The 25,694-nt window shown below is 32.3% G+C and carries 25 protein-coding genes; 19 read left to right on the top strand and 6 right to left on the bottom strand.

The annotated features are described in order from the left end of the window. Positions 1-124 precede the first annotated feature (124 nt). The 9 genes from PP176A_RS11770 (at position 125) to PP176A_RS11810 (ending at position 8,690) form a co-directional block, all read left to right on the top strand. Complete coding sequence (locus tag PP176A_RS11770; protein ID WP_071140677.1) at positions 125-574, top strand: hypothetical protein; 450 nt, start codon at positions 125-127, stop codon at positions 572-574. A gap of 324 nt (positions 575-898) precedes the next feature. After that, positions 899-1,636, top strand: a complete 738-nt coding sequence (locus tag PP176A_RS11775; protein WP_234958923.1) for a DUF5131 family protein — start codon at positions 899-901, stop codon at positions 1,634-1,636. A 191-nt stretch (positions 1,637-1,827) separates the two neighbouring features. Next, positions 1,828-2,634, top strand: coding sequence for a class I SAM-dependent methyltransferase (locus tag PP176A_RS11780; RefSeq protein ID WP_071140678.1), 807 nt, complete (start codon positions 1,828-1,830; stop codon positions 2,632-2,634). Positions 2,635-2,654: 20 nt separating this feature from the next. Then, positions 2,655-3,143 (top strand): methylated-DNA--[protein]-cysteine S-methyltransferase, encoded by a 489-nt coding sequence (locus tag PP176A_RS11785; RefSeq protein WP_071140679.1) that lies wholly within the window; start codon positions 2,655-2,657, stop codon positions 3,141-3,143. Positions 3,144-3,183: 40 nt separating this feature from the next. Then, on the top strand, positions 3,184-4,017 hold the full coding sequence (locus PP176A_RS11790; protein ID WP_071140680.1) for a deoxyribonuclease IV: 834 nt from the start codon (positions 3,184-3,186) through the stop codon (positions 4,015-4,017). 40 nt (positions 4,018-4,057) lie between these two features. Further along, positions 4,058-4,510 (top strand): hypothetical protein, encoded by a 453-nt coding sequence (locus PP176A_RS11795; RefSeq protein WP_071140681.1) that lies wholly within the window; start codon positions 4,058-4,060, stop codon positions 4,508-4,510. Between the two features lie 251 nt (positions 4,511-4,761). Continuing rightward, on the top strand, positions 4,762-5,448 hold the full coding sequence (locus PP176A_RS11800) for a response regulator transcription factor (RefSeq protein ID WP_071140682.1): 687 nt from the start codon (positions 4,762-4,764) through the stop codon (positions 5,446-5,448). Then, positions 5,449-6,813 carry a HAMP domain-containing sensor histidine kinase gene (locus tag PP176A_RS11805; protein ID WP_071140683.1) on the top strand — a complete coding sequence of 455 codons (1,365 nt, stop codon included), beginning with the start codon at positions 5,449-5,451 and terminating at the stop codon, positions 6,811-6,813. A 71-nt stretch (positions 6,814-6,884) separates the two neighbouring features. After that, positions 6,885-8,690: an urease accessory protein UreH domain-containing protein gene (locus tag PP176A_RS11810; RefSeq protein ID WP_071140684.1), complete on the top strand. Its 1,806-nt coding sequence runs from the start codon at positions 6,885-6,887 to the stop codon at positions 8,688-8,690. A 65-nt stretch (positions 8,691-8,755) separates the two neighbouring features. Here PP176A_RS11810 and PP176A_RS11815 read toward each other — a convergent pair whose 3' ends face one another. Further along, the gene (locus tag PP176A_RS11815) at positions 8,756-9,028 is read right to left on the bottom strand and encodes a hypothetical protein (protein ID WP_071140685.1); all 273 of its coding nucleotides are present in this window, start codon (positions 9,026-9,028) and stop codon (positions 8,756-8,758) included. Positions 9,029-9,299: 271 nt separating this feature from the next. Between PP176A_RS11815 and PP176A_RS11820 the strand changes: the two genes are divergently transcribed. Continuing rightward, complete coding sequence (locus PP176A_RS11820; RefSeq protein ID WP_083381937.1) at positions 9,300-10,160, top strand: DegV family protein; 861 nt, start codon at positions 9,300-9,302, stop codon at positions 10,158-10,160. Between the two features lie 115 nt (positions 10,161-10,275). On the opposite strand, the gene PP176A_RS11825 is transcribed toward PP176A_RS11820, so the two are convergent. Both PP176A_RS11825 and PP176A_RS11830 read right to left on the bottom strand, forming a co-directional pair. Next, on the bottom strand, positions 10,276-11,289 hold the full coding sequence (locus PP176A_RS11825) for a hypothetical protein (protein ID WP_071140686.1): 1,014 nt from the start codon (positions 11,287-11,289) through the stop codon (positions 10,276-10,278). A 137-nt stretch (positions 11,290-11,426) separates the two neighbouring features. Then, the gene (locus PP176A_RS11830) at positions 11,427-12,170 is read right to left on the bottom strand and encodes a class I SAM-dependent methyltransferase (protein WP_071140687.1); all 744 of its coding nucleotides are present in this window, start codon (positions 12,168-12,170) and stop codon (positions 11,427-11,429) included. Between the two features lie 501 nt (positions 12,171-12,671). Here PP176A_RS11830 and PP176A_RS11835 point away from each other — a divergent pair. The 4 genes from PP176A_RS11835 (at position 12,672) to PP176A_RS11850 (ending at position 16,263) form a co-directional block, all read left to right on the top strand. Further along, positions 12,672-13,493 (top strand): glycosyltransferase family 8 protein, encoded by an 822-nt coding sequence (locus PP176A_RS11835; RefSeq protein ID WP_071140688.1) that lies wholly within the window; start codon positions 12,672-12,674, stop codon positions 13,491-13,493. Between the two features lie 17 nt (positions 13,494-13,510). After that, on the top strand, positions 13,511-14,083 hold the full coding sequence (locus PP176A_RS11840) for a chromate transporter (protein WP_071140689.1): 573 nt from the start codon (positions 13,511-13,513) through the stop codon (positions 14,081-14,083). After that, positions 14,080-14,652 carry a chromate transporter gene (locus PP176A_RS11845; RefSeq protein WP_071140690.1) on the top strand — a complete coding sequence of 191 codons (573 nt, stop codon included), beginning with the start codon at positions 14,080-14,082 and terminating at the stop codon, positions 14,650-14,652. The genes PP176A_RS11840 and PP176A_RS11845 overlap by 4 nt, the downstream gene beginning before the upstream one ends. A 123-nt stretch (positions 14,653-14,775) precedes the next feature. After that, positions 14,776-16,263, top strand: coding sequence for a cobyric acid synthase (locus PP176A_RS11850; RefSeq protein WP_071140691.1), 1,488 nt, complete (start codon positions 14,776-14,778; stop codon positions 16,261-16,263). Between the two features lie 187 nt (positions 16,264-16,450). On the opposite strand, the gene PP176A_RS11855 is transcribed toward PP176A_RS11850, so the two are convergent. Beyond that, on the bottom strand, positions 16,451-17,845 hold the full coding sequence (locus PP176A_RS11855; RefSeq protein WP_071140692.1) for a sensor histidine kinase: 1,395 nt from the start codon (positions 17,843-17,845) through the stop codon (positions 16,451-16,453). A 4-nt stretch (positions 17,846-17,849) separates the two neighbouring features. Beyond that, a complete protein-coding gene (locus tag PP176A_RS11860; RefSeq protein ID WP_200796146.1) occupies positions 17,850-18,548 on the bottom strand; it encodes a response regulator transcription factor in 699 nt (232 codons plus the stop codon). 152 nt (positions 18,549-18,700) lie between these two features. On the opposite strand from PP176A_RS11860, the gene PP176A_RS11865 reads away from it, so the two are divergent. The 4 genes from PP176A_RS11865 to PP176A_RS11880 all read left to right on the top strand — a co-directional run bounded on the left by PP176A_RS11865 (position 18,701) and on the right by PP176A_RS11880 (position 22,626). Beyond that, the gene (locus PP176A_RS11865) at positions 18,701-19,606 is read left to right on the top strand and encodes an ABC transporter ATP-binding protein (protein WP_071140694.1); all 906 of its coding nucleotides are present in this window, start codon (positions 18,701-18,703) and stop codon (positions 19,604-19,606) included. A 16-nt stretch (positions 19,607-19,622) separates the two neighbouring features. Beyond that, on the top strand, positions 19,623-20,399 hold the full coding sequence (locus PP176A_RS11870) for an ABC transporter permease (protein WP_071140695.1): 777 nt from the start codon (positions 19,623-19,625) through the stop codon (positions 20,397-20,399). Positions 20,400-20,410: 11 nt separating this feature from the next. Beyond that, entirely contained in the window at positions 20,411-21,139 is a 729-nt protein-coding gene (locus tag PP176A_RS11875; RefSeq protein ID WP_159429064.1) for an ABC transporter permease, read from the top strand. A 170-nt stretch (positions 21,140-21,309) separates the two neighbouring features. Continuing rightward, positions 21,310-22,626 (top strand): DPP IV N-terminal domain-containing protein, encoded by a 1,317-nt coding sequence (locus PP176A_RS11880; protein ID WP_071140697.1) that lies wholly within the window; start codon positions 21,310-21,312, stop codon positions 22,624-22,626. A gap of 55 nt (positions 22,627-22,681) precedes the next feature. Here PP176A_RS11880 and PP176A_RS11885 read toward each other — a convergent pair whose 3' ends face one another. Next, positions 22,682-24,694 carry a thioredoxin domain-containing protein gene (locus PP176A_RS11885; protein ID WP_071140698.1) on the bottom strand — a complete coding sequence of 671 codons (2,013 nt, stop codon included), beginning with the start codon at positions 24,692-24,694 and terminating at the stop codon, positions 22,682-22,684. Positions 24,695-24,995: 301 nt separating this feature from the next. Between PP176A_RS11885 and PP176A_RS11890 the strand changes: the two genes are divergently transcribed. Then, entirely contained in the window at positions 24,996-25,580 is a 585-nt protein-coding gene (locus tag PP176A_RS11890; RefSeq protein WP_071140699.1) for a nucleotidyltransferase domain-containing protein, read from the top strand. The last annotated feature ends 114 nt before the right edge of the window (positions 25,581-25,694 follow it).

Here is a 25,694-nt window from a genome sequence, read left to right on the forward strand (position 1 = left end):
AATTATTTGTCTGTTAAATAGGGAAAAGTATATCATTTAATATTAAAATTTTTCTGCAAAGTAAAGGCAGAAATGCTACAGCAATAAAATATTTTAGATAAAAATTATAGAGAGGTAGTGGAGTATGAATAAAAAGAAAATTCCGGTTTTAAGTTTAGTTTTATATGTATTGTCAGGATTACTTGTAATTTATACGGTTTGGTCTGCAGCCAGCTCATTCAAATATATTTCTGAGATGGTTTCACAAGGTCAGTTGGTAATCAGCGGAAATAAGTATAATATAGCAAATTTTTATATGTCAAACTGCGGACAATATGCAGCATTTGCAGTTATTTTATTTACCTTGGGATGGATATTGCAAAAAAGTTCATCTGGTGTAGCAACAAAATTTAATGTTGAAAATAATGCTGAAAATGTTGAAAGTAATGTTGAAAATCAAATAACATTATCTGAAGAGAATCAGAATGATGAAAAAATCGAAGAAAATCAAAATGGTGAAAAACCTGAAGAGAACCAAAATGATGAAAAAAATGAAGATGATTTAGAAGATACTTCTAAAAATGACGATAAATAATATAATACTAAGTCTTTTAATTGATTAAAATCCAAGAGGAGATATGTGATAAACTGCTGTAATCTCTAATTATTAATATTTATGGAAACTGTTAGGAATTATATTTGTGACAACAATTATTATTTTGTTTGTAGCGACAATAATTTAACTTCAGATGCTCGAAAGAATGATTTTAATGTTTTTTCGAGCATTTTTGGTTGCATCATAAAATACTTCCATGAATATATTGCAAATTTTTTTTATAATACAATATGGTAATTATTGATATTAAATATATTTATAGTTATTATAATATATTATCGGACGTTAATGCAGGACGGAATAATGAAAATTTGGGAGAAGGTGATTGACTTGTCTTCTTGGAATCCTTGGCATGGTTGCCATAAGATCAGCCCAGGATGTCAAAATTGTTACGTGTATCGAATTGACGCAAAGTATGAAAGAAACAGTTCAGTAGTTGCAAAAACAGGTAATTTTGATTTGCCTTTAAAACGCAATAGAACAGGAGGATATAAATTGGTTGGCAACGAAACAGTTTATACCTGTTTTACCTCTGATTTTTTCCTTGAAGATGCAGATCCGTGGAGAGCTGAAGTATGGCAAATGATCCGTATAAGGCATGACTTACATTTTTTTATCATCACAAAGCGAATTGATCGTTTTCATGTAAATCTTCCTAACGATTGGGAAGAAGGTTATGACAATGTTTCTATCTGTTGTACAGTTGAAAATCAAGACAGAGCAGACTATCGACTTCCCATATTTTTAGCTGAGCCAATTAAGCATAAAAGTATTATATGCGAACCAATCTTGGAATTTATTCATCTATCTGACTATCTTTCTTCTGCCATTGAAATGGTTACGGTCGGTGGCGAATCCGGGGATAATGCTCGTATATGTAATTATGACTGGGTATTGGACATCCGAGAACAATGTTTGCAAAAAGGTGTTCCGTTTTATTTTAAACAAACGGGAGCTCATTTTCAAAAAGATGGCAGACTTTATACGATTCCCAGAAAACTTCAGCATTCACAGGCACAAAAGGCTGGAATTGATCTATAAAGTTGCATATAATGGTAATTTATAGTACAATAAAATATATAAAATGAATAACATGAAATTTTAGATTAATGTTAAAATTGTAAAAAATTTATATATGTGAAAATAAAAATGATGAAAGTGAATTTAGATTAGATTATTTCAGATGAGTTATTATTTTTCAACATATATATTTTGGAAGGAAGTTATTTTATATGGGAGAAAATTTACAACTTAATGCAGATAGATTTGTAGGTTTTGCAGATATTTATGATCATGGAAGACCTAAATGTCCGGAAAATGTAAAGAAAATTATATTAAAATATTTAGGATATAATCCATCTCTTGTTGTGGATATGGGATGCGGCACCGGCCTTTCCACAATAATTTGGAGTAACGTAAGTGATAAGGTTATTGGAATTGATCCAAGCATAGATATGATAGAGGAAGCCAAGAAAAAGGCTTCCGCATTAGACAACTTAATATTCATTTCTTCATTTTCAGACGATACGGGACTTAAGGATCATTGTGCTGATGTAATTACATGTTCTCAATCTTTTCACTGGATGAATCCGGAAACAACTTTAAATGAAGTATATAGGATATTAAAAATGAGGGGCATTTTTGCGGTTTATGATTATGATTGGCCTCCTGTATGTAATTGGGAAGCAGAGATTGAATACCAAAAACTTTTTAAGAAAGTAAGAGAAATGGAGTCAACACATGTAGACATCAAAGATAGTTTTGTCAGATGGGATAAAAATAATCATCTTTCAAATATAGAAAAGCTCGGAAGATTTAGATATACAAGAGAAATTGTTTTTTCAAATTGTGAAAGCTGTAATGCTCAGAGATTTATAGAAATGGCTTTAAGCCATGGAGGATTACAGGCCGGCATTAGGGCAGACAGAGATGAAATCATTCCATATCTTACGGCTTTTAAGAAAAAAATAATGGATATTTATGGGGATAATGAATTTGAGATATGTTTTTGTTATCGTATGCGTATTGGTATAAAATAATTTCGGGAGGAATTTATAATATGAATAATGCATATTGTTATGAGACGATAATCGGTAAAATAACTATTGTTGAAAATGGTGTTGGAATTATTCGTGTGAATTTTGGAGAACAGATTCCTGAAAATACGAACGTTTTTGAAACTCCATTGTTAAAGAAAGCAAATCAAGAACTTCAGGAATATTTCAATGGAAAAAGAAAGAGTTTTGATTTACCCCTTGTACCTCAAGGCACAGAGTTTCAACAAAAAGTTTGGAAGGCATTGCAGGCAATTCCTTACGGAGAAACCCTAAGCTACAAAGATATAGCGATAAACGTTGGTAATTCCAAGGCTTCTCGTGCAGTAGGTATGGCAAACAATAGAAATCCCATTCCTATCATTATTCCTTGCCATCGTGTTATTGGAGCTAATGGCAGTTTGGTTGGGTATGGAGGGGGTTTGGATATAAAGGAAAAACTTTTAAAGATAGAAAAAAATGGTAGATGTACATCATGCACATCGAAAATATAAAAGGAAACGAGAATATAATAACTTTGTTGGGGGAACAGCTATGTTGAATATAGGATGTCATTTATCAGCATCAAAGGGATATGAATCAATGGGAAAAGATGCTATTAAAATAGGAGCAAATACATTTCAATTTTTTACTCGGAACCCCAGGGGCAGTAAGGCAAAAGAAATAGATGAAAATGATATGGAAGCCTTATTAGAGATTATAAGGAAAAACAAATTTACTGCAATCTTGGGACATGCACCATATACATTGAATCCATGCTCTGCAGATGAAAATATAAGGGAATTTACAACTAGAATTATGGCAGAGGATTTAGGCAGAATGGAATATCTACCTAATAATTTTTATAATTTCCACCCAGGTAATCATGTAAAGCAGGGAGTGGAAGTAGGAATAAAATATATTGTAAACATGCTCAATACCATATTAAGGCCTGAACAAACCACTATCGTTCTTCTTGAGACAATGGCCGGCAAAGGAACGGAGATAGGCCGCAGATTTGAAGAACTAAAACAAATCATTTCCGATGTTGACCTTTCAGACAAGATGGGTGTATGCTTTGACACTTGCCATGTTTATGATGCCGGATATGATATAGTTAATGACTTAGATGGAGTCTTAGATGAATTTGATAGAATTATAGGTCTTGATAAATTGTATGCAATCCATTTAAATGATAGCAAGAATCCATTTGCAAGTCACAAAGACCGCCATGAAAAAATTGGAAAAGGATATATCGGTAAAGAGGCAATTATTAAAATTATAAATCATCCTAAACTGCGACATCTGCCATTTATCTTAGAAACTCCCAATGAATTATCAGGTTATGGAGAGGAAATCAAGATGCTCCGGGAAGCATATAGGGAATGATAATTTGAATTTTAAAGAATAAAGATAGGAGTTGTAGAGAATGGGAAAATTACCGCCTATAGAAAAAATTTATGAGGCATATAGTGCAATTGCGGATAATAGAGTAACTTTAATGAAAGAATCTGCGGTGGTTTTGTCGTCAAATAGAGAAAAGGAATATACTGTCACATGGGAAAACGGAGTTTATACGTCTAATGATAATGCTTCTTATTGGAGGGGCTATGCAGGGTATCCCATAATAGCAGTTCTTATGCTGCAGAAGGAATTATCATTAAATTCAGATATTATAGATCATTTTAAGGGAATTAACTGGACAGAGCTTAATAAAAAATATAAAGCAAAATACTCAGAAGCTGTTGAAGAAGTTATGGATAATTTAAACAGAAAGAATGTCAACGTCAGTAAGATTAAAGAGGAAGTAGAAAAAGTATACGAGGAAATAAAAGCATTGAATATAATTTGCAGACGTAGTTCTGCAAGACCTCCTAAATAGCGAAATAAGATGAGAGAAAAAAATATTATAAATTTAAGGACTAATGAATTGGATGAACATTTTATATATTATGTTCATCTTTTTTTGTAATTTTGAAAAATATAGAAGCTATTATAAATTTAATTGATAACGTAATAAATCTTTATATTATCTTCAAATAAAATTGTTATAATATATCTAAATTAAGATGTAAATTTAATAAACTTGGGTTATCATATTATAAAAAAGAGAGGAAAGTATAGGGAGAATATATGAATAAGATTTTGATAGTTGAAGATGAAGAAAAAGTATCTGAAATTCTAAAAGCTTATTTGGAAAAGGAAGGTTATCAAGTATATTGCACCACAACCGGTCTAAGAGGTATAGAGATTTTTAAATCAACGGATATAAAACTTATAATACTTGATTTAATGCTTCCGGATATAAGCGGAGAGGAAGTATGTAAAATCATAAGAAAAACTTCTGATGTGCATATATTTATGCTTACTGCCAAGGGAAATTTAAATGACAGAATAGAAGGACTGAATATTGGAGCCGATGAGTATTTAATTAAACCATTCAGTCCAAGAGAACTGGTAGCTAGAGTCAATGCCCTTTTTAGAAGGTTAACTGCAGAAAATGGGAATTCGAACTTTGTTTTCAATGATGGGAGATTGCTTGTTGATTATGATAAAAGAGCCGTCAAAGTAAAAGGAAAGGAAGTTCCATTTACCCCCAATGAATTTGATATATTATATGCTCTTGTAGTAAACAAAGGAAGAGTTTTGTCAAGAGAACAGATTATAAATAAAATATTTGGTATGGATTTTGATGGATATGACAGGACTATCGATGTTCATATAAAAAATATTCGCAAGAAGATAGAAGAGGATACAAAGGATCCTAAATATATTATTACCGTTATGAAAGTAGGCTATAAATTTGGTGGTGAAAACTAAATGCAGACAATCAGGAAAAAATTAAGTATTTTGTTTGTTACCTGTTCGATTATAGCGATATTATTAATTATATTGTTTGTAAATATAACAATAAATAATAAGTTCGATAAATATATGATAGATATACAGAATAAAAGATATGAAGGGATTGTATCTTATTTTCGGGAAGTCTACAGAAGAGATGGAAAATGGACAGATAGTTCCGGCATTGAATTGATGCATGAGGCCTATATGAATAATTACTGTCTGGCCCTTCTTGACAAGAATGAAAGATATGTATGGGGGATGAATCCAGATAATATTAGAAACAATACCCATATAAATACAATGTTTAAAAGCAATAAAGGAATCTATAATTCTAAGAGATTTAGTATAAAACTTAACGGTGAAGTAGTGGGATATGTAGATATAGGCCAATACTCTCCTATATTATTGTCCGAGGACGATGTGAATTTTAAAAAATCTATAAACAGAAGTATTATTGTCAGCGGAATTATAGCTCTTACCGTTACTGCTGCTATAAGTCTTTATTTTTCAAGACAATTTTCCATTCCGATTAGGGAAGTAGCCAATATGTCCGAAAATTTTTCTAAAGGAAATTTTAATATGAAGTTTGATAGTGAAAGTAATATTGAAGAATTAGAAATTCTAATAAAAAGTATCAATGTATTGGGGAAAAAACTTAAATATCAAGATATGTTGAGAAAAAGGTTGATCTCAGACATATCTCATGAAATAAGAACTCCCTTGAATGTGCTTCAAAATAACTTGGAGGCTATGATGGATAATGTATTACCCGTTACAACCGATAGACTTAATTATCTTAATGAAGAAGTGATTAGATTTGGGAAATTATTAAACAATTTAGATATATTAAAGGAATTTGAATCTGAAGGTATAAAACTCAATTTTGAGAGGACATCTTTAGATGAATTGGTTAAAGATGTATGTAAGGATTTTTATATGGCCGCAGAAAACAAAAATATCGAATTATATTATAACATAGAACCTGACAAGGACTATATTATAATGGCAGATAAGGATAAATTAAAGCAGGTATTTATAAATCTCATATCCAATGCTCTCAAGTTTACTAAGAAAGACGGGAAAATATCGATTGATTTATATAGTGGTAATAAAAATATTATTGTAAAAATTAAAGATAACGGTATCGGAATAAAAAAGGAAGATTTGCCTTTTATATTTGAACGTCTTTACCGAGGAGATAGAAGCAGAAATCAAACAGTAGGAAACGGCATAGGTTTAACTGTTGTTAAAAATATACTACAGCTTCATTCTGCAAGTATAGATGTAGAGAGTGAAGAAGGTAAAGGAACTGTTTTTAGTGTGTTTTTTAATAAATAAATTTTTCTTCACAAAATCAACATATTTATTTTATATACTTATATTCTATAAGTAGTATGAGGAGGAAGGATATGAGTATTAAAATTGAGAAGATTAAAGTATATGGAATGACCTGTACTTCTTGTGAAAATCGGGTTGAAAGAGCTGTAAAAAAATTAAATGGAGTATTAAATGTTAAAGCTAATTATGGCGGACAGTTTATCAAAGTAGAATATGATGATGAGTTATGTAACATAAGAAAAATTAAAGCTGCTATAGAGGATGCCGGCTATAGTACACAAAATTCAAATGATTATAAGCTTATGGGAATTCTTATAGTAGTAGTTGCTGTAATATTTCTTAGTTTAAAAAACAGTGGTTTTGATATGGAGAAAAAGCTGGCCGATGCTTCTTATGCTGTTATTTTTTTAGTAGGAATACTTACATCTATACACTGTATAGGAATGTGCGGTGGAATAATGTTTTCCCAGACCTTATCAAAGGAAAATAAAAATAAATTTGAAGTTGTTAAGCCGGCAGTTTTATATAATCTGGGAAGAGTTGTATCTTATACTATTATAGGAGGGATAATTGGTGCTGTCGGTTCTGTATTTTCCATTTCAATTACAGCTAAGGCAGCCGTACAAATATTTGCAGGTATATTTATGATCATGATGGGGTTCAATATAGCTGGTTTTAGTCTATTTAGAAAGTTTAACATAAAATTGCCTCCCATTGCCTGTAGAATTAAGAACAAATCCGGTTCACCTTTTGTAATCGGAGTTTTAAATGGGATTATGCCTTGCGGACCTCTTCAGACAATGCAACTTTTTGCCCTTGGAACCGGAAGTGCAGTAAAAGGTGCTTTATCAATGTTTATGTTTTCCATAGGGACAGTACCTCTTATGTTAATTTTTGGTTCATTGTCAGGACTTTTAGGAAAGAATAGCTCCAAAAGAATACTTAAACTTAGTGGAGTTCTTATTATTGTTCTTGGTTTGATTATGGGAAACAGAGGCTTTGCATTAGCCGGCATAAATATTAATCCTGTGACATCACTTACAGGCAGCTCAAAAGAAATTTCTAAGGGAAATGTTGCTAAGGCTATTTTAAAGGATGGTGTTCAGATTATTAATATGACTGCCGATAATAATGGCTATACACCTAATGCTTTTTATGTACAAAAGGGAATACCAGTTAGGTGGGTAATAGACGGGAAAGAAATTAATTCCTGCAATAACGTTATTGTAGCACAATCGCTAAATATTGAAAAAAAATTAGAAAGTGGTGAAAATGTCATAGAGTTTAATCCGGAGGATAAAGACATAAATTTTAGCTGTTGGATGGGTATGATAAGAGGCGTAATAAAAATTGTAGATAATCTTGAAGACGTAGATATTTCAAAAGCAGATTCATCCCTGCCTCCGGCAAGTACAGTTCCGAGTTGCTGTGCCGGTCCTGTAACTGATGGCTCCGATTCAGGTGTTTCCAATCAACCCAGTATATATGGAAATGATATAACCAGAGTTTCTACGGAAACTTTAATAAATAAAGCATTAGTTGCTGAAGGATATCAAACAGCCAAATTTAAAGGCATAGGATATGAATTTCAACCGTTAATAGTTGTTATTGGCAGTAATGAAAAAGCAAAGATTACTTTTGATTTAAGTGATTTTGATAATTGGGAAGGTGAGTATATTATTATAGATGTAACTACAGGGGATGAAGTTTTTTCCTTCATTGCCGAGAAAGATGTAAGTGAAGTGGAATTTAGTGCCGATAAAGCAGGAGGATATGCTGTTATTAAAAATAACGAAATCTTAGGAATAATTGAATCTGTTGATGATTTAAAAGCTGTAGATTTAGAAAAGATCAGGGATAAATATATTGGTCAGTGACAATAATATGGCTTTAGTAGAACAACTACTAAAGCCATATTATTGTATAGTATAGGTTTGTTGTATTATTTATTGGGATTATTTATCTCGATTGATTTTTTATTATGATCTTTATTTGAATTGTCACAACAATTTTCTTTTCCGCTACCTCGAGACATCATTAGTACCATAGAAATCATCATTATCGGGCATAAAAATGGCACTATTTTTCCTATTATATTTCCGATGCTTGGACTAAATTTTATTATAAGCGGCAAAAAACTTAATATAACTATGGGCAGTCCGCAACGGAGAATCATATGAAACATATGCTTTAATAGATTATGATCTTTTTTCATAATTATCCACTTCCTTTTAAACCTTTTCTCTAAATTTTAATTTAAATTATCCTAATTAATATACTATCCAATTAATATGAAGAATATATGAAGAGGAATATATTGAAAGAGCTTTCAATGGTTCTTATTTTTTATTCTTGATTAAAGTAAGCCTTTTTGATATTATGTATTTAAAAATATTAAATTGTGGTATTCATTCTAATAACAAAATATAATAATAATATTGGGCTAAAAGATTTAACAAATATCATAGAAAAGAAGGTGCGAATTTGTGAGTGAAGCCATTGTAATAACATCAGATAGTGCATGTGATTTGTCCGAAGATCTTGTTGATAAGTATAATGTCAAAATTATTCCATTGCATGTTTCCATAGGAGATAAGGATTACAAAGATTGTGTAGATTTAATGCCCGATGATATTTATGGAATCTATGATAAAACCGGTCTATTACCAAAAACCTCTGCGACGAATGTTTTGGAATACGTAAAATTTTTTAAACAATTTACTGCAAAGGGTTGCTCTGTTATACATATTAGTTTAAGCAGTCAAGTTTCTTGCGTATATCAAAATGCCACATTAGCTGCTTCAGAGCTTTCAAATGTTTATGTTTTAGATTCCTTAAATCTTTCTACAGGAATTGGGCTTTTGGTTATTAAAGCATGTGAAATGAGAGATAGCGGGTTGACTGCTTCTGACATTGTAAAAAATTTAGAAAAATTAATTCCCTGTGTGAATACAAGCTTTGTAGTAGATAGCTTGGAATTTTTGCATAAAGGAGGAAGGTGCTCTTCTATTACAGTAGTGGGAGCTAATATTTTACATATAAAACCATGCATAGAAGTATTAGAAGGAAATATGAGATTAGTCAAAAAGTATAGAGGCAAGCTTAAGAATGCTATTTATAATTATGTTCAAGAAAGACTTAAAACAACTACAGATATAGACTATTCCCGCATATTTATTACTCATTCCGGCGTAGATGGGGATATTATTGAAATGGTTAAAAATATCATAAAGGAAAATTTTATATTTAAGGAAATACTTGTTACAAGGGCAGGATGTGCAGTAACTTCCCATTGTGGTCCAAATACTCTTGGTATTTTATTCGTGAAGGATATCAAAGATAATTAATGAAGAACTAAAAGTCGTTTCTAAAGAAGTATCAACCCCTAAAGAAACGGTAACTTTACCGCTTCCTTAGGGGTTATTATATATCCAAGTTTTTTATCTGCTTATATATTTAAAATTAATCATTAGGATTATCAGGATTACTGGGAACATTTAATTCTGGGTTGTTTATAACAGATACGGGTGTGGGTTTTTTTGACGGAGTTGGGGGAGCCGTTACTATCCTTGCTATTTTGGTTACAGGAATAAAAATAGGAGTGTTTCCATTTTCATCAGACAGTACAAGAATACCATATTCATTTTTATAAATTGCCCCGCTTGCTTGAGTAGTAGCCCCCATCTGCATTATTACCTCTGTGGAAATTGGTAAATAGTCACGAATAGCAGCAATAAGATCAGTGTCGCATCCATTGGGAAGAGGTGACGGAGGTGTAAGATAAGTGATGGAGTCATCATATACCGTATTATCTCCAACGTAAATGGCTGTTATTAGTGTTATGGGGACAGCTTGGAATTGCCCGAGGCTATCTATTAATACAAAAATTGCTCCATTATCCCCATCAGGAGAAGCATATAGCTGATAAGGCGTTCCTGTTACTGTATTGACATTTGTTGTAAAAACTGACATAACGCTCTCAGAATATATAGTAATGAGTTGCTCAATAACGTGTGCTAGCTGAGCATAACTAAAACATAAGGAAGTAGTATCATTTGAATTTCCTGAAGGTTCGTCTTTAAATACCATAAGACTTGCTTTTACAGGCATTGCTACTGAATAGGTTAAAGTACCCGTACTTGAATTTATTAAAGACAGTGTCACAGGAGCTGAAACTACATCGATAATTCCGATGCCGCTAACCTGCCCTGCGATTTGTGGGGAGCTTCCTGTTATGGAATCTGATTGTGAAGATAAGAGCGAGAATATCATTCCATTAGCTGATCCTGTTGACTGAATTGCAACCCACCAATTTATAATATATCTTCCCGTACTATTAAGGGTAATAATACCCGTGGAGGGATTATAATCTATATCTCCTGTTGAATATACAAGATTATTAAAGACTACACGAGCTGTAGAAGCAACTGTCGCACCTGATGCTGTTCTTTCTATTTGTAAAGCTATATTTCCCATTGAATTTCCTCCATTTCAAATTTGACTTTTTGTATGAAATTCATTATGCAAGTATTGCTCTTATTTGGGTCAGTATAAAATATGAATGGAGAAAAACTTTTGTTCCATAAAATATATTTCTAAGATAAATCGGCATATTATTTTGCCCATTCCATAAACAAAAATAGAGGGATTTGTGCTAATCTTGCTATTCTATATGAAATTTCTGTTTGTTTTTTATCGGGAACAGGTTCATTATAATCTACGAGGACAAATTTGTATTTTAGGAATATTTTAAAGTAATCTTCTAAAGTTCTATGTCTGAAAACAGCGGAATTACTAAATTCGTTACTTATTTTTGCTTTATAAATTTTTGGATTGAAATAATCTGTTATTTTAAAAAATTGATTTCCACAGTCATCTTTGTTCCATCCGGCAGCTTGTCCGCTGAAACACGGATGGAGAATACTTGCAAATAATCTGCCCTTGGGCTTTAAAATCCTGTATATTTCAGAAACAGTTTCCTTGAGATCTTCACAATCCATTAACATCATAGATGATAGGACTATATCATAAGCATTATCTTTTATATTTTCTAAATTACAGCTATTCCTGACGAGATAATTAATGTTCAAATTTTCCTCTTTGGATTTTGTTTTTGCTATTTCGATTAATTTATATGAACAATCGATGCCGGTAACATCAGCACCTTTCCTTGCAAGTTTTCGTGAGTACTCTCCTTCTCCGCACCCCAAATCTAAGATTTTTTTGTTGCCTATGTCACCTATCAGATTGATTGTATATGGCATTATAAAATAATTTCTGTAATCATTATTTTCAGAAAACTTTGCCCATTCTTCTCCAATATTATTCCAACAAATTGTTGAGCTGTCTTCTTTCAACTTTAATCACTCCCTTTAAAAAACATTATTATGATAATATTATCATAAATAGGTCAATTGTAAAACTAAATTAGATGGGAAGATTAAAAAAATCTATATTTATAATTAGCTATAAATTTTAATATAAAATTATAATATTAATTTGCCTTTAATGCTCTGCTGACCTTCTTTTATATAATTTTTTAAATTCTAATAAAATCTTAATATTTCACTAATACTCCTCTAATTTTATTATATTATCCTGTATATAAAAAATAATTGTACACTAAATACAATATATATAAATTCCGATTGTGAGCTGTACACTAAAGAATAAAAATATGATAAAATTAATAGGAAAGAAAGGTAGCGGTATTTTTAATATTTGTTTCGTTATAATTAATAGATGAAAGAAGAAGCTTTTTTTGAAACCCATTTAAAATCAAGTATAATTAAGACAAATAGGACTTTCCTATGGGTTATGAAAAAAACACATTATGATATAAGGGGTGTGTAGTATTGATGAACTTATTAGTAACGTTGAATGAAGCTTATGTACCGACACTTAAGGTCATGCTGCGTTCGTTATTTGACAATTGTAAGAAACAATTGACTATTTATATTATGTATACGGATATAGGAGAAAATGAAATAAAGGATCTTGCAGCATTTGTTAAATATTTCGGTCATACTCTATATCCACTGCCTGTTAATTCTGATACTTTTTCTAATGCACCTGTTAATTTTTATTATAGCAAGGAAATGTATTATCGCCTCTTTGCTTATACTGTTTTGCCTTCAACAGTAGATAAGGTACTTTATCTTGATCCTGACATTTTAGTACTTAATCCAATTGAAAAATTATACAACATTGATCTTGGGGATTATTTATTTGCGGCTGCGGCTCATGATAAAATGATGATAGGATATATTAATAAAATACGTCTTAAAACAGATGGAGACAGATATTACAATTCAGGTGTGCTGTTAATGAATATAAAACGATTACGTGAGGATATGGATATATCAGAGATATCAGGCTATGTGGAAGAACATGCCAGTGAATTAATATTGCCGGATCAGGATGTGCTTAACGGCTTGTATTGGGATAAAATTATGCCTTTGGATGAATGTTTATATAATTATGATGCCCGCCGATATAGTGCATATTTAATTAGTACAAAGGGAAAAGTCAATATGGAATATATTATTTATAATACCGTCATTATGCATTTTTGTGGTAAACAGAAGCCATGGCATAATGGATATCCATATCGTTTTGGAATATTGTACAAACATTATAAAAAGTTAGCAGAAAGAGATGAGAAGGCTTTGCTGCAATAATAACATTGGAGGTTTCTATGAAAAAAAAAGATGCTGTTATATTATGGAGATTGTTCTATATTTTTTTCAAAGCAGGTACTTTTACATTTGCAGGAGGTCTTGCCATGTTACCTGTCATTGAAAAGGATATTGTAGAAAAATATAAAATTTTAGATAAAGATTCTTTTATGGAATATGCTACTCTTTCCCAGACTTTACCGGGAGTTATTGCATTAAACTGTGCATCTTTTGTAGGATATAGCGCTGCAGGAATTATAGGTATGCTGGTCGCCGGATTGGGAGCTGTATTTTCTTCTTTTGTATTAATGGTTGTTGCTACTATTCTGTTACAGAGGGTTGCTCAGGAAGGTGCTCTAGCGGGAGCCTTTCGTGGGATTCGCGCAGCCTCTTCCGCATTGATACTATCTGCCGCTTTTTCTCTTGGAAGATATAATTTAAAGAGCAGGTTTGCCGTTATTGTTATGATATCAGCCTTTATGATGGTTGCATTTGGACAAGTAAGTGCCTTATTTGTTGTTATTATGGCCGGGGTAGCAGGCTATATATATCAAAATGTGAAAAATAAGATTAGAGGAGACAAAAGAATATGATTACGGAACTTATGGAACTATTTCTCAGTTTTCTAAAAATTGGATTCGCCGGCTTTGGAGGCGGATATGCTATGCTTTCCATGATATTGAGCGAATCACATAAATTTGGTATTACTTTGGAACAATTTGCTGATTTAAATGCTCTTGATATGATAGTACCCGGACCGATTGCAATTAATGCCGCAACATATGTAGGGTATCTGAGCGAAGGTTTTTGGGGTGCTCTTTTTGCTACTGTGGGAGTTTCTTTGCCATCTTTTATTTTGGTTATTTTAGTTATGCGCTTTTTTTCCAGGTATCGTGAAAGTCATTTGGTAAATGACATCTTGTCCGGAATTAAACCTGCCGCCGTGGGATTAATTGCAGCAGCAGCTCTTACTATTGCTTTGGGAATTATTTTATTACCGGGGCAGCAGATAAGCAATTTATTTTCAGATCCGTTGGGGACTGTTTCCCTTGTTTCTCTTATAATTTTTGTTGTTACAGCTTTTTTGAATATAAAGTTTGATTTAAACCCAATACTTCTTACATTAATTGCCGGAATTGTAGGAACTATATGTTTAAAATAAAAATTCAAGATGATTGTTAATAATAGAGCTGAGATTAAGATGGTGAAAAGGGTTTTGACAGCTAATTAAAGGAATATTGAGTTTCATATTAGAAAATATAATACTATAAAGGGGATAAGTAAAATGTCTAAATTAATGATACAAGGGACGGCTTCATCAGTTGGTAAAAGTGTTTTAGTTGCAGCTCTTTGCAGGATATTCACTCAGGACGGTTTTAAGGTGGTACCCTTTAAATCTCAAAATATGTCTTTAAATTCATATATAACTTTAACGGGAAAGGAGATGGGCCGGGCTCAGGTACTTCAAGCATATGCCTGTGGTCTGGAACCGGAATTTTATATGAATCCCATACTTCTTAAACCTACTTCGGATAAGAAAAGCCAAGTAATTGTAAATGGAAATGTCTATGGAAATTTTACGGCTATGGAATATCATAATATGAAATCCATGTTTAAAGATATGATTAAAGAACAATTTGAGGATCTGGAAAGGAAATTTGATATAGTCGTTATAGAAGGGGCGGGAAGCCCTGCCGAGATAAATTTGAGGGATAAGGATATAGTGAATATGGGAATGGCTGAAATAGCCAATGCTCCCGTACTTATTGTAGGGGATATAGATAAAGGAGGGGTATTTGCTTCTTTAGCAGGTACTATGCTTTTACTTAACAATGAAGAACGCAAGAGAGTGAAAGGGACAATAATTAATAAATTCAGGGGGGATGTGGAAATATTGAAGCCCGGTCTTACCATGCTTGAAGATATTATCCATATACCATGCCTTGGAGTAGTCCCTTATTTTAGGCTTATGTTAGAGGACGAAGACGGGGCAATAGAATTCAGCAAGAAAGTGACGGCTCCTATAGATATAGCTGTAATAAAGCTTCCTCATATTTCGAACTTTACGGATATTGATCCGTTAAAAAACGAAAAAGATGTATCTATAAGGTTTATAGAATCCAAAGAAGAATTTGGGAATCCGGATATACTTATTATACCGGGAAGCAAAAACACCATAGGGGATCTTATAGCCTTGCGAAAAACAGGCTTGGAAGATTTAATTAAGGAATATTCAAATATCGGGAATATCATAGGGATCTGCGGAGGATATCAGATGCTTGGAAGGTGGATAAAAGATCCCTATGGAGTTGAAACGGATGAAAAGGAAATAGAAGGGATGAATCTTTTAGACATAGGCACGGTATTTAACGAGGAAAAAACTACAACCAGAATAGAAGCGGAAACCATAGGATTGAAAGGCAATATGAAGGTTTATGGATACGAAATACATATGGGAATATGTGAATATGGGGATAAGGCTAAAAAATTATTTGAAATTGTGGACAAGAATGGAGAAAAAGCGAATTATCCTGATGGCACCGTAAATGAAAAGGGCAATATAATGGGAACATATATTCACGGGATATTTGATGGTACGGAATTTAGAGAATATATACTTAACAATATAAGAATCCAAAAAGGGCTTTCTCTTAGAAGATCCGATATTTATGAAAGCCTCAGAGATAAGGAATTGAATAAATTGGCGGATATAGTAAGGGACAGCCTTGATATGAAAAGGATATATAAAATAATCGGACGGGAGTTTGTTTAGAAAAAAGGTATAGAAGATCATGTTATGCTAAATCACCTGAGCAGTGTGGAAAATTTTTTCTGTATAAGTTTTTGTAACTCATTTGTAACGATTTTTATATGGATAATTGTTATACTAAGTATAGTAAGTTTAAATTAGATTAATAAGCCCGCCATTGGCCTAGTTCTACCCCAAGCGATTTACAGAACTAGGTCTTATTTTTGTTATACAAAGGCAAAGTTATCCTCGTTTTGAACCCGTGGTTTTCAACACTTCTAAAGTTAACGGAACCCTCATGTAATTCAATAATTTGTTTTACAATCAACAAACCTAATCCATGAGATCTTTCAGTTTTAGTATTTCTTCTGATAAGTTCTGTTACCGAATAATTTAAAAGCTTCAATTTTTCTTCAGAGACGCCAACTCCATTATCAGAAATATCAATATTAACTTCGGCGGTATCCATAGTAATTTCTATTTGAATTTGGCACCCCTGTGGATTGTGCTTTATGGAATTTAAAATGAGATTTCTGAAAGCTCGCTCCAATAGTTTTTCGTCCCCGTTTACCATAGTGGAGGAAGGAATACTATCGGAAATAAAATTGAAATCGTACAGGGAACTGTAGATTTCATGGTTCATATAATCCACAATAACCTCCCGCAGGATTTTTACAATAGAAATATCCTTTTTTTCCATAGGCACTAAATTATATTCTAATCGTGAGGTTAAATTTAAATCATTAACTAAATTTTGAATTTGAATACTATTACTTTGAATTAGTTCCAGCTCTTTTTTCTCTATATTGTCAAGATGCTTACTTTGGGAAAGACGATCAATATATCCTATAATCAGAGACAGGGGCGTTCTTATGTCATGACTGATTCCGGCAATCCAATTTGTTCTCATGGAATCTTTTTCTAATAGCTGTTTTGATGTTTTATTAACAGCTATTTTGATATCCAACAAATCCCCATTTTCTTTCAATTGAATTTTTTCTCCGTTTGAAATCCGGTATATAGCATTAGTAATGGGATTTATAGATTGCAATAGTTTTCTTTTTGATATCATATAGAGGATGAAAACAACCAATAAATTAAACAGTAAATAATACATTATATTTCGGGGCAAATTTTGTACTATCCGCACGTGAAAAGCATTAGTAGGAATCTTTCCATAGCTGTCCTTAGGATAACCCAGTACTAAAAGTCCTTTATTATTTATATAAGTGAAAACGGGATAGTCTTTTAGATAATATCGGGTAAACAAAGCAACGTCTTTTATGGAATATTTTATTGGAATTTCTTTCGGTAAATCCTTACTCCATATTACTTTTCCGGTTTTATCGTCAATGACCATAGCCCAAATTTTATTTTTTTCAAGCAGTGCAAGATCGTTCTTATCTATAACTACAACTGAATTATTTTGATTGATTTGATCTATTAATTTATTGCTAAGTTCATCCGGGGGAATGATAGAAGTAGTGATACTGATAGCTTTATAGTTCAAATAAGTGAATAATATTAAATTGATAATAAATAAAATAAACAAGGAAAGAGAAAAAGCAAGTAAGTTTTTGCGGATAAATCGTACTGTAGATTGCATGTTTTTATCTCCTTTCCACAATTAGCTTATATCCTAAGCCCTTAATGGTGATTAGGGATTCGGGACAGGAAGGGTTTTTTTCTATTTTTTCACGAATTCTTCTGATATGTGCCATTAATGAGTTTTCATATCCAAAATAAGCATCTCCCCAGACAGCTTGACACAAGCCGTCTATTGTAACAATACGGTTTGAATTTTGATATAAGGTTTGAAGGATGGAAAATTCCTTTTTAGTAAGAACAAAAACCTCTTTACCCTTTATGATCTCTCCGGTTTCAAATCGAATTTCCGAATATTTTAAAACTATAGTTTCCGATTTTTCTTTATAAGTTCTTCGGAGAACAGCTTGAAGACGGAGGACCAAATCTTTGGGAAGAAAAGGTTTTGTAATGTAATCATCCGCACCTAATGAAAAACCCTGATATTGATCGTTCATGGCATCTTTTGCTGATAAAAAGAGAACAGGGACATCCGATAATTTTCTGATTTTACTTAGAAATTGAAAACCGTCTCCATCAGGCAGCATGATATCTAAAATAATTATGTCCGGTTTGAACTCATAAAAACTATTTAAAGCTTCACCCATGTTTTTTGCTTTTACTATATTGGTATAACCTTCTTCTTGCAAAATAGTCTGAAGCAAATCTAACAATGCTTTTTCGTCGTCAACAAGAAGGATATGTTTGGTTTTAAGATAATCCATATTACTCAATAATACCACCTTCCAATGGAATTATATCATAATATTATTTTGTAAAAAAAATTATTCGCAAATTTAAGGTAAATTTAAGGATGCTGCAAGGGCAGTGTAAGGATTTTCTGATATGCTGTAGTCTCAGAAAAGGAGGAATAAAAATGACCATGATGATTGAAATTAAAAATCTTATAAAAAAATATGGCAGAGAAACAGTTGTCAATATTGATTCCTTACGGATAAAAGAGGGAGAAATATATGGATTTCTCGGACCAAACGGTGCCGGAAAATCTACAACCATGAAGATGATTTTATCTCTTGTCACACCTACTGACGGTAAAATTCAAATTATGGGAAGAGAAATGAATGATAATACGAGAGTAGCGCTTCTACAACAGATAGGTTCATTGATTGAAGGCCCTTCATATTATTCTCATTTGACGGGAATGGAGAATATGGAAATTATACAGGTTTTAAAGGATGTACCAAAAAAAAATATAGAGAAGGCTATTCAAATTGTAGGGTTAAAGAACCACATGAATAAAAAGGTAAAAAACTATTCTCTTGGCATGAAGCAAAGGCTGGGAGTAGCTATGGCCATTTCTAATTTTCCAAAGCTTATTATATTAGATGAGCCGACCAACGGACTTGATCCTGCGGGAATGGAAGAAATGAGGGAATTAATAAAGACTCTTCCCAAGGATTACGGAATGACAGTTATGATGTCCAGCCATATCTTAGATGAAGTGGAAAAAGTGGTGAGCAGTATCGGTATCATAAACAAAGGTCATATGATTTTTGAAGGAAGTTTGGCAGAACTGAAAAGAGACAACCATCCAAGTATTTATTTTAAAACATCCAATCCGCAGAAGACTTTTGTACTGTTTAAGGAAAAAAATTCTGAACTTAGGGAAGAAGGAGTATTAATATCAGATTTATCCGATAGTGAAACTGCCTATTGTGCAAAAAAAATTATTGATAGCGGAATAGAACTGTATCGGATGGAAGAGAGGACAAAATCATTGGAAGAGTTGTTTATTCAATTGACAGGAAAGAAAAGTTTATAAGAAAGAGGTGAATTCTGTGATAAATAAAATAAAAAAATTTTCAGTGGAAAATAAAAAATACCGCCATCTATATCTATCACTTATATTTCTTTTATTTTTATTTATGGATATGGGGATAGTTCTTATGACGGCTTTGGATTCGAATTTTCAGAGTACAATAAATAAACCGGAAAGCTATTCGTGGTTACAATTGATAAATAGTTATTTAATAGCAAAAACAATTTTTATGCCGACTTTACTTGCAGTCATTACAAGCAGAGTAGCTGATATAGAAAATAGAGGAGATATGTGGAAGGTGTTAAAGACTTCCGGATGGACTATGGAGGAAATATTTGATATTAAATTTTTATCCATCTTCATAAAATATATTATATTTCAAATTTTGGAAGGAATTTTGCTTGTGCTGGTAGGAAGGAAAGTCGGAATAACTATGCCAATACCCGTAGAGAGATTAACTGTGACTTTAATTTCCATTATAGCCATAAGCTTTGCCATTATGACTATACATTATTTTTTGGCTATGCGTTATGAAAATCAGCTTATTGGATTAGCTCTTAGTGTATGTGGCTCCTTATCTGGAATTATAGGAATACTTTTACCCTTCGGCATTAGTCGGTTTATACTTTATTCTTATTATGCTCATCTTATATCGACAGAATTTGTTAAGACTGGGAAGGACCAATGGGGGCTGAAATTAGTTCCTATGAGGTTATATCCTCTTTTGGTTTCTGTTTTACTCGGCATCTTTGTGTTTGTATGGAGTCGCCGAAAGCTGAAAAAATTAGATTTTTAGGAGGGCATATGATGAATTTAATCAGGATAGAATTTATGAAATTAAAAAAGTCAAATATATGGACTTCGGCAGTTATTATACCAATGATTTCTGTTTTTTTAGGAAGTGGAAATTACTATTTGAATAGAGAGATATTAAAAAGCCAGTGGTATTCTTTATGGACTCAAGTAAGTTTATTTTACGGTTTCTTTTTTTATACCATTACCATTGCAATTATATGTTCTTATAGTTGGAGAATGGAACATAAGGATAATAATTGGAACAGGATTTTAGCTTTACCCTATTCATATTTACAACTTATTATCTCAAAAATTGTCTCCATATCTATAGTTTCGTTGTGTATTCAAGCGATATTCTTGATATTTTATTATGTAACGGGAAAATTTATATTCGGATTTAAAACCGGATTTCCCCCTGAAGTATTTATTTGGGTGGGAATAAGCTGGATCATATCTATTTCTGTTTGCAGCATGCAATCTTTTATATCTATGAATATAAAATCTTTTTCTGTTCCTGTAGGCATTGCCCTGTTTTTATGTTTTATCGGAATCGGATTTTATGTTTTTAAGGGCTTGGGAGAAAATCTGGTATATTTTTTACCAAATTCATTATTGATAAAGGGAATGTCGTCAAATGAAACAGAAATGCTTAAAGTATCGGAATATATAAAGATGTTGATTTCAACTTTATTATTTACTGTATTTTTCATATATTTGTCAATAATAAGTATAAAAAAATAAGAAATTGAGCAGGGTATTTTAGACGAATAATAATTTAGCGTGGATTTTGTAACTTATTTGTAACCATAATGTAAATATCTTTTAAATACCTTTTTAACCGGATTATATAAAATAATATATGAGTGGTAAATTAATATTAACGGAATTTTTAATGATCTGGGGGGATTTATTTGAAAAAGTTTAATTTATTGGTTTTAATTGTTTTGTCATCTGTTTTAATTAATCAATCGTCGGTTCAGCCTGTTCAGAGCAGTCCATCACCATCAGCAGAAATTAAACCGGAAACAAGTGCTGCTGTTGTAAAAAATGACGGATTGTATTTGGTCGATTTGAATAAGGCAATTGATTCCAAACTTTGTGATGGTCAGATAGTTGGCCCGAAATTTTCTCCGAATGGGGAACATGTTGTATTTGTACGTGGCAATTCCATATATATCACTGATCTAAAAGGAAATCTAAATTTGGTATCAAGTAAATTTGAGAATATGAACGGTGAATATTACAGTTGGATTGATAATTCACGAATAGTTTATTCAAGTGAAAAGGGAGGATTATATACTTATGATGTTCAAAAGGGGATTACAAACGCGATAAAGAAGGGAGCAGAGTATTATTCCAATATGATTTATATATCCGATAATAACCTTTTGGCAGAAAAATATAAAGAATATACAAAACCTAACGATCCGGGAAGATATGTTAAGTGCTTCGGTATAGTGTTCATAGATTTAAAAACCGGAAATGAAGAAATTGTTATTCCTGATATCCCTGCAGACTGGGATGAGGACGGAGGAACAGGTGCAGGAATGATGCCTATAATTGCCGGAAAATCATATGACAGCTCTTATGTTTATATATTTAAACATTTTCATTCAGGTTCCATGTCGGCAGACGGGGTACCCTTCGGAGTATATGATGTTAAGAATAAGAAATTCATAAGCTTTGATAATGTTTCTACTACATGCAATAATGATAATATTTCACCGTCGCCGATTATCAATACTCAATTGGCGTTTACCCAAACTTCGGGAAGAATGATATGGAATGGAAACAGCGTTGGAATCTTGGATGTCAAAGATCATTCATTTAAAAGGCTTTCCGACAAAAATGTGAATGCCATGACACCAACCTTTTCACCTGACGGAAAATATATAGTATATTCTGCTTCTCCGGCTGTTACCGATGTTCTCGATGGAAAAGATTTTTTCCAAAAAGGAAGACAAAAAATATATGCTCAGAATATCGCTACAAAGGAAGTTACGGAATTGACTACGGCAAAAGACGGATTTGATTTCGGACCGAGATATATAAATAATGGGAAAACTCTTATATTTTTAAGATGGGATATGAAAGAATCAAATGATGAAAATTTTATCGTCTCTCTTTGGAAACTTGAAAATGGTAAAGAAACGTTGATCAGCAAAGATATAATGTCAGTGGCATACTACGGCCATATGAGTACGGAAGATTATATGGAGATAAAATAAATGATTTAAAAGCACTCCTGTTTTACGAAGGAGTGTTTTTAATTTACATATAGTTTTACTCATCTAAAAGTCTGCAAAAAGTTTTTATATCGGTGGTAGGCTCATAGCAGCTGAAATTTTTACAGACATAAGCGGTGGTTTTATAAGATACAAAGGCATCTGTCTGTTTGTTGTCCTTTAATATAAAAACAGTAAAAGGAAGAAACCTTCTGTTTATTTCATTTATCATATTTATTGTATTTTGATTTTCCGGTTCCCCTGCAATTACTATCTCGCTTCCTTTTAATTTCATGAACATATACCCGGACAGGAAGTTTATATGTGATTCGGGAGAGCTGTTTATATTTCCGCCGAAAAGATCCAAAAGTCTCGATGCTTTTGAATACAAATCGGAATTTTCGGTGAGCTTACTAAGTCTTATTAAATCAGATAAAGCTACGGAATTTCCCGACGGCATGGCTCCGTCATAGATTTCCTTAGGCCTGATTATAAGATTTTCGCTATCTTTCCCGTACAGATAAAATCCGCCTTCCTTTTCATCCCAAAACAATTCAGTCATTTGATTATTCAGATTTATCGCATTTTCAAGATATTTTATATTTAGTGTGGCTTCGTAAAGTTCTATAAGCCCCCATATGAAAAAGGCATAATCATCAATAAAACCCAAGTGATCAATGCTGCCTTCCCTATATCTCTCCATTAACCGTCCTTTATCTGAAAACATATTGTTTAATAGGAAACCGGCACACTTTTCCGCAGCAGCGATATATTTTTTTTCTCCGAAAGCTCTTCCTCCGAAGGCCATAGCTCCTATCATAAGGCCATTCCAGCTTGTGAGTATTTTATCATCCTTATGAGGATGGACTCTTTTTTCTCTGTAGCTGAACAGTTTTTTTCTTATTCCTTCAAAATTTTTATCCAGTTCTTCAAAGGATTTTATATCCTTGTCGATAAGATTGGGAATATTTTTACCGTTAAAATTTCCATTTTCGCTTATATTATAAAAATCAGAGAAAAATTTTGATTCCTCCTGAGTTAATAAATTTTCAACTTCTTTTTTATCCCAAACATAAAATTTTCCTTCTTCGCCTTCACTATCCGCATCTTCAGCACAGTAGAAGCCTCCTTCGGGAGAAGTCATATCTCTTAGAATATAGGCAAATATTTTTTCGGATATATCTTTAAAAAATTCTTTGCCGGTAGCAAGAAAGATTTCGGCACATACATGAGATATAAGGGCATTATCATAGAGCATTTTTTCAAAATGGGGAACAAGCCACTTTTCGTCTGTAGAATATCTTGAAAATCCGAATCCTATATGATCAAATATTCCTCCTCTGTACATGCCTTCTATTGTTTTTTCTACCATATGCAGAGCATTTTCGTCTTTGAAATATTTATAGTATCTAAGCAAAAAACTTAAATTATGAGGTGTGGGAAATTTAGGCCGAATTCCAAATCCTCCGTATGTTTTATCAAAATTTAAGTTAAAAAACCGGTAAGCTTTATCTAATATGTTAGGCTGCAATTTTTCGTTTTTATATCTGATTAAATTATTGTTAATACTTTTTGCAATCTCTTTTCCAGTTTCAATAAATTCTTTCTTTCTTGACTTCCAGATTTTTTCTGCCGATACCAATAAGTCAATAAGGCCTAAAACGCCATAATTACTTATTTTGGGAAGATAAGTCCCCGCATATACAGGTTCTTTATCATAAGTCATTATTATTGTAAGAGGCCATCCTCCTTGCCCGGTTAAACTTTGACAGATGGACATATAGATATTGTCGATGTCAGGCCTTTCTTCCCGGTCAACTTTTATGCTGACAAAATATTTATTGAGTATTTCAGCAACTTTCCCGTCTTCAAAGGATTCTTTTTCCATAACGTGGCACCAATGACAGGTGGAATATCCTATGGAAAGGAATACGGGTTTATCTTCGGCTTTCGCTTTATCAAAGGCTTCATCACACCAAGAATACCAATTAACAGGATTATAAGCGTGTTGAAGAAGATAAGGACTTTTTTCGTTTATCAATCTATTAGGTATTCTGTTATTAGCTGTCATGGGCATCATCTCCTTTCTATAGCTGTTTTCTTTATTATATCCCAAATAAAAGAAAGCTACTATAAAAATAGCTCATTACGAGCTGTGTTTAATTCGGCATTTCTTATCTATTATAATCACAGGCCTTGTAAGCATCGGTAATTTTTGAAATAACAAATTCTATTTTTGGGGGGGTATTGATTCATTAAGATTTCTTGCGTATTGTAAATTTGTGGCTTATAATTGACATAAAGAACAGGCATATGAAACTTCAAAGTTAAGATTATTGACTTAATTATATATGTAACGAAAGGAAAATATTATGCAAAAGTTAATTGAATACGCTAATGAAATTATGGAATATATTTCAACATATAAAGAAGTCAGGTCATGTACATTATATGGAAGTCTCGCAAATAATAACTTTGATGAATATTCGGACATAGATATTGAGATTGATGTATCAGGATACGACAATAGTTTATTTGTAACCAGATTATCGGAGATTATGGCAATTAAATATCCGATTATATTTTCTGACTATGCGCCAAGCCTTATTCCGGAGTCCTATGTAGTTTCTATTGCTATAGATGAGAACAATCCCTTTTGCGTAGTCGATTTTAAATGCGTTGCAAATCCGCATTACACCACTTTAGGTAAAAAAGACTTCATATTGGACAAGGTTGAGCATACTATGAAAATATGGACGGCTAATTGTAAGCATTATTTGCGTGGTATTGACTGTCAAAGTGATATTACAAAAATGGCAAAACGTATCATTGGAGCAGAGAAAATATCATATATGAGTGAACTTGAACTTCTTGATGTTACTCTAAATTGGCTTGAACAAAATTGTGAAGAAAAACATTATAAGTATGTCAGTAACTGTAGGAAATTTATTGAATAAAATTAGGTATATTTCTTGTTCTTCATAGTGTGTATTATTATTGTGTATGTAATTGTTTTAATAGTGTTATCGCTAAAATTGATTTGCTTTTTATAGATTCGAACAAAAAAATGC

The sequence above is a fragment of the Sporanaerobacter sp. PP17-6a genome, from assembly GCF_900095615.1.
In the GTDB taxonomy this organism is placed as follows: Bacteria; Bacillota; Clostridia; order Tissierellales; family Acidilutibacteraceae; genus Acidilutibacter; species Acidilutibacter cellobiosedens.